Source organism: Undibacterium sp. Di27W, from assembly GCF_049340345.1.
Classification (GTDB): domain Bacteria; phylum Pseudomonadota; class Gammaproteobacteria; order Burkholderiales; family Burkholderiaceae_D; genus Undibacterium.
In genome coordinates this window covers 33,296-46,641 of sequence record NZ_JBMPOS010000021.1, presented here as the reverse complement: position 1 = coordinate 46,641, position 13,346 = coordinate 33,296, and the positions used below count along the sequence as shown (strand labels likewise).

Genomic DNA, 13,346 nt, shown 5'->3' with positions numbered 1-13,346 from the left:
ACCTGAAGATATCAGGCACATAGCCCGGATGAGCCATGTGCTCTACTATGCTAGCGGGGAATTACTTCTTGATACTGAGAACGATAGAACCTGTCCAGTTTGCACCACCGTTTTCAACGAGGATGCTCAATACATTGGTGATCTCTGTCCATTCCATGGAAACTTTGGCGCCGCCGATGTCAACACCGTCAGATTTCAGAGTGCCGTTTGGGTCAGACAGCAGTTTGGTACGGTATGCAGGATCTTGTGCGGATTTTGCGATTGCAGATGCCAGTTGGTCATATAAATGTGCCATTTTTCTTACCCCTAGTTTACGTGGTTCAACGAAAATAATATCGGAATGAAACGAAACTCTCTGCCGCTGAAAATTTAAACCTTAAGCTCACACTTAAGTTCACACTCAAGCTCAAATTTTAGGCAGCGAAGGCTATACTACACGCGCATAGAAATGATGTCTAGCTTTTAACAAATTCAAAAAATATATTATTATTTTTGCGTTGTAAAAAGTACGGCCTGGGTCAAAATTACGTCTAGAATAGCGAGCATCTGGACCACAAACTTTCCTGTCAGGATCATTATGCCGAATATAAAAACCTTTACGCCCGCTGGCCGCCTGGACAGCAATAATTCCGCTGCATTTGAGAAAGAAATTCTCACAGCAATAGAAGCTGGTGAAGTACATATACTCATTGATTTTTCTGAACTGGCCTATATCAGCAGCGCGGGCCTGCGCGTCATCTTACTGACAGCCAAGAAGACCAAGGCCGCCAGTGGCAAGCTGGTACTGTGCAGCCTGAATGAATCGATCAATGAAGTATTTTTAGTCAGTGGCTTTAATGCCATCCTGGATATACAGGCCAACAAGGACGCAGCACTGGCGCGTTTTTAATTCACTCAACTGTCATAAAAAAGCCCTCGCAATTTTTGCCAGGGCTTTTTATTTGTGATGTCAGGACTCGCGCAAAATTGTCCCAACAAGGTTGGCACTTTAAGAAATCGCCCTTGCAAGGGCGATTCGTTTCGTCGACGGACAACATATTGTCCGAAACCTCGACTACACCATAGCGACGAAGACAGTACTTTAGTACAAGGTCTTGCAAAATGCGGGAGCCGCAACGCTTTGGGCGGTTTTGCGCGAGTCCTGGTTCACGCTTCCGCCGCTTCAATAATAGCTTGCGTCCACTCAGCCGCCCTCTCATAGGCAGTCGTGGTGACGGCATCCTTCAGCTTAGGATCGGCATCCATGAGTTCCATGAATTGCTGGCGGTCCAGACTGATGCAGGTACTATCCACCACGGCACGCACAGACCAGGTGCGTGGTACTGGGCGTATCAGGGCCATTTCACCAAAATAGTCACCATCATCGAGCATGCCCAGCGTGGTTTCTTTGTCGCCTTCTATCTTCACGTAGTTTTCCAGCTTGCCACGAGCGACAATGTAGAACTTGCTGCCGGGCTCGCCTTCTTCAAACACAGGCTTGCCTGCGGCAAAGGATTCTGACACCAGTGACTTCGAGAGTTTTTGCAAGACTTCGTCCGAGCATTCTGACAGGAAAGGGATACCCCTGAGGCGTTCTACAGAAACACTGGCCTTGCCATCGTCGGTAATCGTAAAGCCGCTTTGCTTGCGCCATAACATGGCATAGCGGCCATCTTTAGCCAGCAATTCTGCATGTGTGCCAGATTCCACCACCAGACCTTTTTCCATGACGATAATGAGATCGTAATTGGTGATGTGGGTGAAGCGATGCGTGACAGATACCACGGTCCAGTCGGCAGAGATGGCATCCAGGGTGGCACCTATCTCGGCTTCAGTATGGGCATCGAGTGCTGAAGTGGCTTCATCCAGGAAAAGTATGCGGGGATTGCGCAAGAGTGCGCGGGCAATCGCGATGCGCTGGCGCTGGCCGCCCGAGAGGCTGCCACCCTGGCTGCCGACTACACTTTGATAGCCATTCGGGAAAGTCTCTATCAAATCATGGATGCCCGCATCCTTGGCGGCGGCAACAATTTCTTCATCTGTTGCATCCAGCCTGCCCATGCGTATGTTTTCTGCGATGCTGGTATCAAACAAAGCCGTGTTTTGCAAGACCACGCTGGTCTGCGCGCGCAAGGATGCCTCGGTGCCATCGCGCAAATCGACATTATCAAGCAGGATCTTGCCCTTGTTGGGATCGTACAGGCGCATCAGCAAAGACAGCACTGTCGATTTGCCTGAACCTGAACCACCGACGATGGCAACTGTCTTACCCGCCGGGATTTCTATATCGACACCACGCAGGATGGGATGATCAGCCTGATAGGCAAATTCAACGCCTTGCAGTTTCAAATTCTCTTGTATGGCGGGCAGTGCCGTAGCTGTTGGGCTATCCGGCAATGCTGCCTGCGCGCCCAGCAGTTTTTGTATGCGCGAATAACTGTTCATGCCCTGCACCAGCAAGGGGATGGCCTGGGTCAGGTTGTCTGTCGCACCACCGATATTGAGCAGCAAGCCTATGAAGGCAATCAGCAAACCCGTCGTCAAAAAGCCCATAACGGCCAGGATGGCACCGACACCGAGTACGCCTATCTGCAGGAAACCGGCAGCCACATTGGTGGAGCGGCCTATCATGGAGGTAAAGAAATTCGCCCTGAAATCATCTTCCTGCAAGCGCGTCAATCTGTCACCGAATTGTTGCTCGCGGTATTTGCTGAGGTTGAAGGTGCGTATCGTCAGGTGGTTCAGCAAATTCTCTTGCACCAGGCCAGCATTGCCAGATTGCAGATCGTCGCGCGAGCGGCCAAACTTGCGCGCGCGCGGGCCAAAAGGCTTGGGAGCAAAGGCGATCATGGGCATGAGTATCAGCGCCACCATGGCCAGCCGCCATTCGATGACGAATAGCAGGATCAGGCTGGTGACTATGGTCACCAGGCGCATGCAAAAGCTGGGCAAGCCACGTACCAGGGCAGTTTCTATCGCCATCACATCGGGGCCAAAGCAGGCAACGATGTCGCCTTGCGGTGTCTTGCTGAAAAAATCGGTGGATTGCTTTTGCAGGTTGGCGAACATCCTTTCCTGCAAACTCTTGGAAATGCGGGATCCTATGGTAGCAGTACCAAAGTCCTGCATCAGCCCAGCACCCGCATTGAGCAGGAAACCCACCGCCAGCACGCCCAGTAAAATCGCCAGCAAACCCATGTCCTTGTTGACGATGGCCTTGTCGAAGATATAGCGGTAACTCAAGGGCATGAGCAAATTAAAGCCTATCTGCACCAGCAAGGCCAGCGCCACCAGGCTGGCCAGCAGGCGGTAAGTAAAGGCCAGCCCCAGCGCCTGACCGATAAATCCCCAGAAACTGGTTTTATGTTCGCCATCCGCGGGTTTGCTGTTTTCTTTCCTGGGTGCTGCCGTTTGATCGCTCATGCTTGCTCCGGTTTAAATTACCCATGCCGACTGGCGTGCTGCCTTGCTGTTTCTGTCAATGCGGTATCAATGTCGCTATGTATGCACTTAATAAATGTATCGTCGGATAATCCCAGACGATGGTTGATTCAATTTCTATACCCAGTAAATCATCCAATTCGACGATAAGGTCCATGACATTGACAGAATCCAGGCCCAGGCTATTGAAAGGCATGTCTGGGTCTATGTCATTTTCTGGCTGTTCCATCAATTGAGCTACCCGCCTGATGAGCCAGTCTTCGATTTGTTCTGTATTCCAGTTTTTTGCTGCCAGCTTTGCTGTCATTGTCTCTTCCCGGATTGACTGATTAAGCTCTATTGCGGAATTCTGCTGATGCTGTGCGTGATCTGATACTGTCTGGCAATTCAGCAAAAGCCCTGCGGTTTTGCCCATAACTTGTCTTGCCACTGGTGGTCTTGCTGATGCCCATGGGGCCAACAAAGCGTAAATGCGTAATTGTAATTTCTGCTGGTGCTACTGCCAGCCTGATCTGGTTGGCGAGTTTTTCGAGTTCTGTACTCAGTGTCTGTTCAGGCGTGTCTGCAAACCAGGTACGCGCAGTACGTGTCAACTCGCAAATGACGATAATGCTTTCATTCTTTGCACTCGCATCATCATAGGAAAAAACGGCGACATCCTCAATCCCGGCGACTGTATTCTGTATCAATGCTTCCACATCATGTGGATATATATTGCGGCCATTCAGTATCATTAACTCTTTGCTGCGCCCGGTGACGTACAGTTGCCCATCAACAATGGCACCGATATCGCCTGTCACCAGATAACGGGTGAGTGGCTGGTCGGCAAGCTGCGCATGAAAAGTCAGCTGGCTTTGTTCGGGATTATTGAAGTAGGTCTCGGGCACGCTGGGGCCGGTGATCCAGATTTCGCCCACCGTTCCCTCAGCCAGCCTTCGCTTGCTGATGGGGTCGGCGATGGCTATGCGCTCAGGGTCGGCATGGCCGCTGGCGACCAGTTGACGGCTGTCTTCTTCATTCAGCGGTGCTCCTATATTGCCCTGCTCCAGACCAAGCACCGACACCGTGCGTATGACAGGATCATGATTGCCGGCGGCAAACAGCGTGGTTTCTGCCAGGCCATAGCAAGTCAGCATATTCGTATTGGAATAGCCTGCCGGGGCAAAGCGTTGTTCGAATTTTTGCAGGGTGATGGCGCGTATGGGTTCAGCACCATTGTAAGCTGTCTTCCAGGCTTGCAAGTTCAAGTCCTGTATATCCGCATCAGCTATCCGGTCAGCACACAACTGATAGGCGAAATTGGGGCCGCCAGACATCACTTTACGACCACTCTCTTGCGCCGATATCAGTTGCAACCAGCGCACCGGGCGTTTGATAAAGGCCGATGGGGCCATGCTGACACCAGGTATGCCGCCGTACAGTGGCGTCAGCAAACCGCCTATCAGGCCCATGTCATGATAATGTGGCAGCCAGTTGACCATGACAAACTCAGGATCAACCCCGAAGTCTTTTTGTATGAGTGCCAGGTTAGCGGCAAGATTGCTGTGGCTGACCAGCACACCCTTGGGCAAGCTGCTGGAACCCGAGGTGTACTGGATGAAGGCATAGTCCTGGGCTTTGCGTCCTGTCATATTCCTGCCCATACCCAATACTTTCAACTGTATGGTGCTAAGTATATGCATGCCTTCCAAAGCCGGGCTGGAGGCAAATACATCCTGCAGGCGCAGCACTTCAGTCTCGCTGGTCAACAGCATCGTCGCACCGCAATTGCTGACGATGGCTTCGAGTATATGTGCCTCGCGTCCGCGCCTTGGCATGGCAATAGGGATGGCGATGACGCCCGCAATCTGACAAGCCAGAAATGCCAGTATGAAATCCAGCCCTGGTGAAAACGCCAGTATCATCATGCGCGGATGATCGTCAGGCCAGCTCAGTTGCAGCAGACCCTGGGCTATGCTTTCACTGGCGGCATATAGTTCTGCGCGGCTCAGGTGCTCGGCCAGGTCTTGCGAGCGTTCTGGCACCCAGGACATGGCTGCGGCATGCGCATCACTATCGAGGTCAGCACGAATTTTTTCTAGCAGGCTCAGTGTCATGGCTTCAAATCAGCTTCCAGTTGAAATAATTCAGCCAGTGCGACTATGGCTGCACGCTTGCGTTCTTCGAGATGCCACATGTGGTAGATGATGATGCTGTCGGCAGCATAGCGTTCCTGTATCGCCAGTATCTGGTCACGGCAGGATGCAGGTGTGCCACAGATATTGACGCGCATGGTACTGCCTATCCAGCTCTCTACCTGCTGCTTTTGAGACTGTGCAAGCTCTTCGGTATCAGCACAGACGCAACTGAGTGCGATGGCGATTTTTGCCTTGTCTGTATTGCCCTGGTATTCGCCATACTGGCGTTGATAGGCAGCGGTGATGGCAGCGTCCTGCGTGCTGGCTCTGTGGAATAGCGAATAGGCATAGCTGGCTGCTGACTTTGCTGCCAATTCTGCCGTGCCAAAGCCTGAGCCCATGATCCACAGTGGCGGACGCTCTGCAAAGCATGGCGTGGCTGCGTGGGCAAAGCGATGCCCTTCGGGGAAATCACCATCGAGATAGCGTTTCAGATCTGCCAGTTTGTTGGCGAACTGTTTGGTAATGACAGCGGGTGGTTCATCAGAACCTGTCAATGCAGCCAGTGCTACAGGATCAGCAGGCACGCCGCCACAAACGCCCAGTACGACACGTCCGCCTGACAATGCAGATAAGCCACGATAATTTTCAGCCACAGCCAGCGGACTATACAGGGGCAGTAATACTGCCGCTGATCCCAGGCCTATACGCTGTGTGGCTTGCGCCAGCGCAGCCAGCATCATTTCTGGCGCAGCCCAGGAGAAATGGGATTCGTGGTGTTCGGCCAGCCACAGGCGCTCATAACCTAGCTGGTCAGCCAGCTTCGCCATCCTGAAGGTTTGCGCTAGTACATCTGCACCATTCTGGCCGGGGGCGATGATGCCCAGGTCAAGCAGGGATAAGCTCAAGCTAGTCATGCTGCCGCCTTTGCAAAAATGGTAGATGGATCAGGATCAACCGCGCTATAGGTATTCCAGAACAGCACGCGCCGCCCTTGCAGGGTCGATTTGCGGAACATCGCCAGGGTCTTGGAGATATAGGTAGTCTCGGTGCGAAAATTGCTGGCTTCTGCCACCTCCCTGGCGGCCTCGTCGGCATCGGCATTGCTTTGCCCGTAACCTGGTGCGGCAAAATCATCGACCCAGAGTATGTCGCCAAACTGTGGTTCTTTGGTATAACCAGCCTGGCGCAACAGAGCCAGGGTTTTCATCGCCAGCTTTTTCATTTTGGCAGGCCCGGTAATCATCATGGGCACCATACGCACCGCCACCACGCGTATGGGCAAACCTGCCATTGCCAACCCTAGCCAAACGCCGGATGCGGTGGCGCAAGTACCGGTGGGGATGACGATGTCGTCTATCATGGGCAACTCACCGCTTTTAATAGCAGCTGCAATTTCCAGAGCACCCTCGATGACGCCGAGTACACCAATGGGATGATGCGAGCCTGGCGGTATCCAGTAAGGGCGTTGCCCCTGATGGCGACGATAACGTATGCGCAGGAAAGCCATGGGCACATCAAGAAAGCGCTCACAGCGCAGGAATTCCATCCCCAGTGCTGGCAACAGGCGTTTGTTCAAGCCTGCCTCATGTACATTCGGTTGCGGTGTCAGCAAGGCGCGCGCATGCAGCCCGTGGATACGGGCAAAGGTGGCTGTCGCCAATACCTGATGACTACCGAGTGGCCCCATCGTGGCGACACTGGTCGCGCCTTTGGCGATCGCGTCGCCAAAGAAATATTCAAGGTTCCTGACCTTGCTACCGCCATAGATGGGTGAGCTGAGGTCATCGCGTTTTACCCATAGTTCTTGCAGATTCCAGCGTGCTGCCAGGCTGGTTTCATGGCTGATGGGTGTTGGTCTCTCTACCAGGTCTACTGGTTTGTACATCGCATCCAGGCCGGGTACCATGGCGCTAAGCAGTCGCGCTGTCATCATGCATGCTCCGCTGGATTGAGCATGGCCGGGCTCAGGTACTGAAATTCTTCCGCCAATGCAATGAAACAGCCAGCCTCGCTGCGATCCAGATAAGCTTGCAGGCGTGGCTCCAGGTCAGGATAGGTGCGCAGTCTTTGCAAGAGCGCAGGCACAACTCTTTGCAGGCAGGCCAGCATGAGTAAGGATGGGTTGCGGTATTCCGCCTCTACATCGGCCACCGGCCCCAACATGAAGTGACGCACGGTTTTACTGAGATCAGCAAAGGCAGCCATCAGCATTTCCATGAAAGCAGCATCGCTCCTGACTTCAGCCATGGGGATGATGGAACCCAGATCGACAAAACCACCATCGATGACGGCATTTTGCATTTCCAGACAATGACCTATGCCTATGTGTTCTGTACGGCCAGGCAAGAAACCCAGAGCCAGCATGCGGGCAACCAGGTCTATCCAGCGATCGACCACCTGCTCTGGTGTCAGGCCATAGCCTGCAGTCAGACTGGCCAGTCTTTGCAGCCAGGGTGTATCGCCAAGCTTTTTCAATTCCACAGGCAAATGCGCAACACGTAATGGCAGACTGGGGTAATGATAGATAATCGCCGCCAGCCCATCTGCAGATGCAGTTTCGACGATGCGCATAGCGCGTTCTGACAGCAGACTACGCAAGGCCGAAAGATGACTATCGCGTGCCGACGCAGGCCAGGCTACTACCAGCAAGGGTGTAGGGATGCAAGCCAGTTGACCGAAACGCTGTAGATGCGCCTGCTGCAACATACAAGCAGCTTTCGCATCTTCCACTGCTTCAAAGGCACTGATGGCCAGCGGGATTTTTTGTTCGACCAGGGAAAAATGCTCAGCCGCAGAAAACAGCGACTTACCGCGCACCGGATAATCAATGCGGAATTGCGCCAGGACCGCCAGATGCTGGTCACGGTCATGCGCATACACTTCCGTCCCTTTATGCGCCAGCACACCTGTGCCGGTATCCTGGTAAAAAGCCCGCAAATGGCGATAAGGCCGCTGATACTCACCAGACTGAAAAGGGTTGATACCATGTGCGCAAGGCAGGTTGACACGCAGTGCTGCCAGCCTCGCATCAAGGTCGGGTAAAATGACTGACAGTGCTGCATGCAGCTCAGCCGCTACTGTCGTCACATCCCACAAAACCCGCTCTACTTTATGGGCAGTCATGCTTGCTTGCTCTGTCATCGCATCTTTCATGATGGTGTTGCTCATGGTGTTGCCCCTGGCTTGCGCAATTCTTTCAGTCTTTGCAAGCCACTCTTGCGCAAATCACGTTTTGCCGCTTCCTGGCGTTCTGCGCCATCGAGTGACAACATGCTGGCCAGGCTGGCATAGCTGATGCTGGCGTCGGCGGCGACCTGGCCCAGCACGGCGATAAATTCTCTTTGCATGCTTTGTGCAGTTGCTGCGGTAAATAATTCAGTACTGAATTCCAGTGTGGCACGCAATTGTGGCTCATCAATGACAGTCAGCAGCAAATCGTATTTGGCCGTATCGGTATGCAAATCGACTGCCTGTATCTGAAAGTGCTGGTTATCGAGTTGCGCCAGCGGTGCATTTTGCAGGACGAACTTGTGCTGGAATAGCGGCATGCCACCGGCATCACGTGGTGGGTTCAGCTCCTGCACCAGCAAGTCGAATGGCAGGTGCTGGTTAAAGTAGGCCTGCAAGCTGGTTTGCCTGACGCTGTCCAGCATATCGGCAAAGCTGTTGCATTCAGCAAAATTGCTGCGCAAGACCAGTTGATTGACGAAGAATCCCTGGATTTTTTCTGCCAGTGGATGATCCCTGCCTGCGATATCGCTGCCAACGACGATATCATCCTGTCCAGACCTGTGGCGCAGGACGACATGAAAAGCTGTCAGCAAGAGCATGAACAGAGTAGCTGAATGCTGACGTGCGACACGGCGCAAATCATCGGACAACTTGGCATCAAGCCCGAAGCTGATGCGTGCACCAGCATGGCTGCTGTTTGCCGGACGCGGGAAATCTGTGGGCAAGTTCAGCCGTGGCAAGGCAGCCAGTTGCTGCTTCCAGTATTGCATTTCCTTATCCAGATATTGCGCCTGCACCTGGTGTTCCCACCAGTGGCTGAAGTCAGCGTACTGCAATGCGGATTCTGCAAATGCCTGGGTGTTGCTTACTTCAGCGGCATAGGCTTGCAAGAGTTCTTGCGCAAATAGCGCTATCGCCCAGCCATCGGTGGCGATGTGGTGTATCAGTATCAGCACATAGGCTTGCTGGTCGCCATTGAGCAAGAGGCTCAGGCGTACCGGTCTTTCATTTTCCAGTTCAAAGGCCTGGCTGGCCAGTTGTTTGAGCCTGGCATTGATCTGTGTTTCATCCAGATTTTCTTTAGCGATATCTTCAACATGAATTGCCAGGCTAGCCTCATCAGCAACGGTCTGCATGACAGCGCCCTGCCCCTGCTTTTGTATGCGAAGGTTAAGGATTTCATGGCGCGTCACCACTTGTTGTACAGCACGCTGGAAAGCAGCGTGGTCTATATGGCCATCCAGCCGCGCCGCCAGTGCGACATTGTAGTTGGCACTGGCTGGCTCCATCTGGTGCAAAAACCACAGGCGTGATTGCGCGCGTGATAAAGGCAAACCCAGAGCGCGATTCAATGTGGGTAAGGCCAGAGTCTGTACTTGCGCATGACCGCTCAGTAATTCGCGTACTGCTGCTGCCAGAGTTTGCAATGTCGTATATTCAAATATCAGGCGCAAAGGCAGGTCCACCGAGAAGGCGGCCCGCAACCTTGCCATGACGGCAGTGGCCCGCAATGAATGTCCACCCAGGGCAAAGAAATCATCACTGGCATGCACGCCTGGCACGGACAATACTTCTGACCATGCTGCTGCAATAATATCCTGCACCGCATCAACGCCAGCCTGCTGCGCTGCATATGTATTGCCCTTGCGCTCAGGCAGTGGCAGGTTTTTCCTGTCCACCTTGCCATTGACTGACACTGGCACACTGTCCAGCTGCAAGAAATGCGAGGGCAACATGCTGGAGGGCAGTTGTGCTTGCAGATGCAGGCGTAATTCCTCAGCCCCCAGGTCCTGGCCGGGATGCAGGACGTAATAGGCAATCAATTCCTTGTCGGATTTACCCGAGGCCGGGCCGCCATCATTATGATCATGCACGACGCAAATCGCATCACGTATCGCTGCATGCCTGCCCATGGCAATTTCTATCTCGCCCAGCTCTATGCGAAAGCCACGTATCTTGACCTGGTTATCAAGGCGGCCCAGGAATTCCATGACGCCATCTGCATAAAACCTGGCGCGGTCACCTGTCTTGTACATGCGGGCATCCTGTTGACCCACTTTGGCATAGGGATCATGCAGGAAGCGCTCTGCCGTCAACTCAGGCTGGCCCACATAACCTTCGGCCAGGCAATCCCCCCCTATATACAAGTCGCCGGGCAGGCCCACAGGCAGAGGCTGCAAGTCTGCATCAAGTATGTAGTAACGGGCATTCTGTATCGGTCTGCCATAGGGTACGCTGACCCAGTCTGGTTGTAGCTCTCCCACGACATGGTAATTCGACCAGATCGTCGCTTCAGTCGCGCCACCGAGAGCAACCACGCAGACGCCAGGAAAAGCTGCCTTCATGCGGTCTGGCAGGGCTAGCGGTATCCAGTCACCACTGAGGAAAATCAGGCGCAGCCTGGAAGTGGCAGAGTGTTGCGGCAATAATGATTCCAGTTGCCATAAAGCTGCCGGAGCAGAATCCCAGAATGTGATATTTTCTGTTTCTATTATTTTCAGCAAACGTTCAGGATCAGCAATCTCGATCTCGCTGGCTATCCTGACGATACCGCCTGCGGCCAATATGCCAAAGATGTCATACACAGACAAATCAAATGCCGGTGAAGTGACGAACAAGAGCTTGTCCTGCGCACCTATGTCAAATCTGTGGTTCACCCACTCTATGAGGTTAATGGCTTTTTGATGCAAGACCAGCACACCCTTGGGCTTGCCAGTGGAACCGGATGTAAAGATCACATAAGCCGGGTCTTGCGGACGCGCCTGATTTTGCAAGGCCGCGACTGGCAAGGCTGTCGTCTGATCTACACAGACTACCTGCAATTGCCGCTCATTTGCCAGGGCCTGTGTGCTGTCCATCAGACTGCTGACCGTCAATATGCTGCGTACTGGCAGGCTATCAAAAATCGCCATGACGCGGGCAGCAGGCAGTTGCGGTTCAATAGGCACATAATGGTGGCCGCTGGCGACTACGGCCAATAGGGCAATCAACATTTCACGGTCACGCGTGAGCCTGACGGCGACCGGCGAATTCGCGCGCAATCCCTGGGCATTGATGGCGTGCACTACCTGGCTGACCCGGTCTTGCAAACTGGCATAGCTCATGCTGCCTTGCGCATCGATGAGGGCTGTTGCATCCGGTGTACGAGCTACCTGGTCCACGAAGATGCCCGCCAGCGTAGCCGTGGTGTCATAAGCGCAGGCAGTGTCATTCCATTGCTGCAGTTGCAGTTCACGCTGCTCTGCCGTCAGCAGATACAAATCCCTGACAGGCTGCTCGCTATTGGCATGTGCCAGTTGCTGCAACACAAAACGATATTGATACAGCATGGCTTGCGCTGTTGCAGGCTCTATCCGCGCAGTGTCTGCCAGCAGGCGCAAATGCAGGCCACAATCTTTCGGCTCGACGATCAGGGTCAGCGGGTAATTCGATTCTTCCTGCAAATGGTAATCGATGATGCTGGCATCACCGAGTTGATTACCCTGCACTGCCAGTGGGTAATTTTCATAGACGACGATAGTGTCAAACAGCGCCTGCCCCGACGGCAGTTCACTCCATTCAGCCACGCGACTCAGGCTGCTGTGTTCATGTTCACGCGATGCCGCCAGGTGTCTGTGCACATCGCTCAGCAGGCTGGCAATGCTGTGGTCTGCGCCGTGTTTGATGCGCAGCGGGATGGTATTGATGAACAGGCCTACCATCTGCTCTACCCCATCCAGTTCAGCAGGACGGCCAGAAGTGGTGACGCCAAACAGCACATCCTTGCTATCCGCATATCTGGACAAAAGTAAACCCCAGCAAGCCATGATGGCGCTGACGGTGGTCACTCCGGTTTTTTGCGACAGGGCTGATAATGCACTAAAATCATCAGCAGCCAGCAGGCTTTCAAAAGCCACGACTTTTGCGGCGGCTCCCGTACTGCGTTTCAACACCGGCAAGCTGGTCGCCTGCTCAAAGCCGCGCAAAGCATGACGCCAGTAATCTTCTGCTGCCAGATTATCGCGCTTGCCCAGCCACAGTAAAAAGTCGGTATAGGGGCGCTCTGCTGGCAGGTTGTTTGTCTTTCCCTGCAATAAATCTGCATACTGTTGCGCTACCGCAGCCAGTACCAGGCCAGATGCCCAGCCATCAAGTATCAGGTGATGATGGCTCCAGACCATCTCCCACTCATGCTCAGCCCAGCGCAATATGCTGACACGCATCAGTGGCGCGCTATCCAGTGCAAAGCCTTGCTGGCTATCAGCCTGCAAGAATTGCTGGCGCAAGGCTTCATGTTCCTGCTTTGGTGAATGGCTGTAATCGACAACTTTGAATGGCAGGACGACTGTCGTCTGCAATTGCTGGCGCGGCTGATCCCCTGTCCACTGGAAGCGCATGCGCAAGGCGCAATGATGGGCGATGACGGTTTCCCAGGCTTGCTGCAATTTTGCTGTATCGAGTTCACCTTGCAGGCGCACCTGCAATTGCTGGAAATAAGCAGCGCTGGCCGGTTCACGCAAATGGTGAAACAGCATGCCTTGCTGCATGGCCGTCAGGGGAAAAACCATTTCCATATTTGTTCCAGCCCTCATCAGT

Annotated in this window: 9 protein-coding genes; 1 reads left to right on the top strand and 8 read right to left on the bottom strand. The window is 53.5% G+C overall.

The genetic code is table 11. The features are described 5' to 3' along the window. Nucleotides 1–61: 61 nt before the first annotated feature. The gene (locus ACO0LF_RS28565) at nucleotides 62–295 is read right to left on the bottom strand and encodes a hypothetical protein (protein ID WP_162042255.1); all 234 of its coding nucleotides are present in this window, start codon (nucleotides 293–295) and stop codon (nucleotides 62–64) included. 282 nt (nucleotides 296–577) lie between these two features. Here ACO0LF_RS28565 and ACO0LF_RS28560 point away from each other — a divergent pair, with 282 nt between their 5' ends. Then, nucleotides 578–889: an STAS domain-containing protein gene (locus tag ACO0LF_RS28560; protein WP_423020322.1), complete on the top strand. Its 312-nt coding sequence runs from the start codon at nucleotides 578–580 to the stop codon at nucleotides 887–889. 257 nt (nucleotides 890–1,146) lie between these two features. On the opposite strand, the gene ACO0LF_RS28555 is transcribed toward ACO0LF_RS28560, so the two are convergent. Genes ACO0LF_RS28555 through ACO0LF_RS28525 form a run of 7 tightly spaced genes read right to left on the bottom strand, consistent with a single transcriptional unit; the run spans nucleotide 1,147 to nucleotide 13,324 of the window. Further along, on the bottom strand, nucleotides 1,147–3,402 hold the full coding sequence (locus ACO0LF_RS28555) for an ABC transporter transmembrane domain-containing protein (RefSeq protein WP_423020320.1): 2,256 nt from the start codon (nucleotides 3,400–3,402) through the stop codon (nucleotides 1,147–1,149). A gap of 55 nt (nucleotides 3,403–3,457) precedes the next feature. After that, nucleotides 3,458–3,727: an acyl carrier protein gene (locus ACO0LF_RS28550; protein WP_423020318.1), complete on the bottom strand. Its 270-nt coding sequence runs from the start codon at nucleotides 3,725–3,727 to the stop codon at nucleotides 3,458–3,460. 22 nt (nucleotides 3,728–3,749) lie between these two features. Next, a complete protein-coding gene (locus tag ACO0LF_RS28545; RefSeq protein ID WP_423020316.1) occupies nucleotides 3,750–5,516 on the bottom strand; it encodes a fatty acyl-AMP ligase in 1,767 nt (588 codons plus the stop codon). Then, nucleotides 5,513–6,454: an MsnO8 family LLM class oxidoreductase gene (locus tag ACO0LF_RS28540; RefSeq protein WP_423020314.1), complete on the bottom strand. Its 942-nt coding sequence runs from the start codon at nucleotides 6,452–6,454 to the stop codon at nucleotides 5,513–5,515. The genes ACO0LF_RS28545 and ACO0LF_RS28540 overlap by 4 nt, the downstream gene beginning before the upstream one ends. Then, nucleotides 6,451–7,473 (bottom strand): 1-aminocyclopropane-1-carboxylate deaminase/D-cysteine desulfhydrase, encoded by a 1,023-nt coding sequence (locus ACO0LF_RS28535; protein WP_423020311.1) that lies wholly within the window; start codon nucleotides 7,471–7,473, stop codon nucleotides 6,451–6,453. Before ACO0LF_RS28535 ends, ACO0LF_RS28540 begins: the two co-directional genes overlap by 4 nt. Then, nucleotides 7,470–8,708 (bottom strand): hypothetical protein, encoded by a 1,239-nt coding sequence (locus ACO0LF_RS28530; protein WP_423020309.1) that lies wholly within the window; start codon nucleotides 8,706–8,708, stop codon nucleotides 7,470–7,472. Before ACO0LF_RS28530 ends, ACO0LF_RS28535 begins: the two co-directional genes overlap by 4 nt. Next, the gene (locus ACO0LF_RS28525) at nucleotides 8,705–13,324 is read right to left on the bottom strand and encodes an amino acid adenylation domain-containing protein (RefSeq protein WP_423020307.1); all 4,620 of its coding nucleotides are present in this window, start codon (nucleotides 13,322–13,324) and stop codon (nucleotides 8,705–8,707) included. Before ACO0LF_RS28525 ends, ACO0LF_RS28530 begins: the two co-directional genes overlap by 4 nt. Between the last annotated feature and the right edge of the window lie 22 nt (nucleotides 13,325–13,346).

Bases quoted from the DNA above. Each gene is read 5' to 3' on its own strand.
- ACO0LF_RS28560 (WP_423020322.1), top strand. From the start codon at position 578: ATGCCGAATATAAAAACCTTTACGCCCGCTGGCCGCCTGGACAGCAAT.
- ACO0LF_RS28565 (WP_162042255.1), bottom strand. From the start codon at position 295: ATGGCACATTTATATGACCAACTGGCATCTGCAATCGCAAAATCCGCA.
- ACO0LF_RS28540 (WP_423020314.1), bottom strand. From the start codon at position 6,454: ATGACTAGCTTGAGCTTATCCCTGCTTGACCTGGGCATCATCGCCCCC.
- ACO0LF_RS28530 (WP_423020309.1), bottom strand. From the start codon at position 8,708: ATGAGCAACACCATCATGAAAGATGCGATGACAGAGCAAGCAAGCATG.
- ACO0LF_RS28550 (WP_423020318.1), bottom strand. From the start codon at position 3,727: ATGACAGCAAAGCTGGCAGCAAAAAACTGGAATACAGAACAAATCGAA.
- ACO0LF_RS28535 (WP_423020311.1), bottom strand. From the start codon at position 7,473: ATGATGACAGCGCGACTGCTTAGCGCCATGGTACCCGGCCTGGATGCG.
- ACO0LF_RS28525 (WP_423020307.1), bottom strand. From the start codon at position 13,324: ATGGAAATGGTTTTTCCCCTGACGGCCATGCAGCAAGGCATGCTGTTT.
- ACO0LF_RS28555 (WP_423020320.1), bottom strand. From the start codon at position 3,402: ATGAGCGATCAAACGGCAGCACCCAGGAAAGAAAACAGCAAACCCGCG.
- ACO0LF_RS28545 (WP_423020316.1), bottom strand. From the start codon at position 5,516: ATGACACTGAGCCTGCTAGAAAAAATTCGTGCTGACCTCGATAGTGAT.